The 457-nt window shown below is 63.2% G+C and carries 1 protein-coding gene; it reads right to left on the bottom strand.

Features of this window, described 5'->3' with window-relative positions; genetic code table 11:
* The coding region (locus J5M58_RS26845; protein ID WP_207880415.1) for an extracellular solute-binding protein at nt 1-374 on the bottom strand (374 nt) is incomplete at its 3' end.
* Between the last annotated feature and the right edge of the window lie 83 nt (nt 375-457).

The following is a 457-nucleotide window of genomic DNA, read 5'->3' as shown; positions in this document are numbered from 1 at the left end:
CTGTACTGGTTGCCGGGATCGACTTCGGCGGCGCGCGCGACGATCGCCGGATCGAGGTTCGTGAGGTTCGGCAGCCTCGATTTGTCGAGTTTCCGGTAGAGGCCCGCCTGAATCTGCCGTGCGAGAAAATCGTTTGACGGAAACACGAGATCGTAGCCGCTGTTGCCCGTCGTCAGCTTCGTTTGCAGCGCTTCGTTGCTGTCGTACACGTCGAGCCGCACCTTGATGCCGGTTTCCTTCTCGAAGCCGGCGATCGTGTCGGGCGCGAAATACTCGGCCCAATGGTAGATGTTGGGCACGTTGCCGCCGGCCGCGCGCGCCGCGGCGCACGCGAGCGATGCGAGCACGGCGGCGAGCCACGCGATGCGCTTCATCGATCTCTCCTTTGACGATGCCGAAGAAAAAGGGCGGCCGCTCGCGCGCTGCATCGGCGAACGTTCCACCGATGATCGTAAGT

This window comes from Pseudomonas sp. 32_A (assembly GCF_017490905.1).
Classification (GTDB): Bacteria; Pseudomonadota; Gammaproteobacteria; order Pseudomonadales; family Pseudomonadaceae; genus Aquipseudomonas; species Aquipseudomonas inefficax.
Note: the sequence above shows the minus strand (reverse complement) of the source record. Positions and strands in the feature narration are given on the sequence as shown.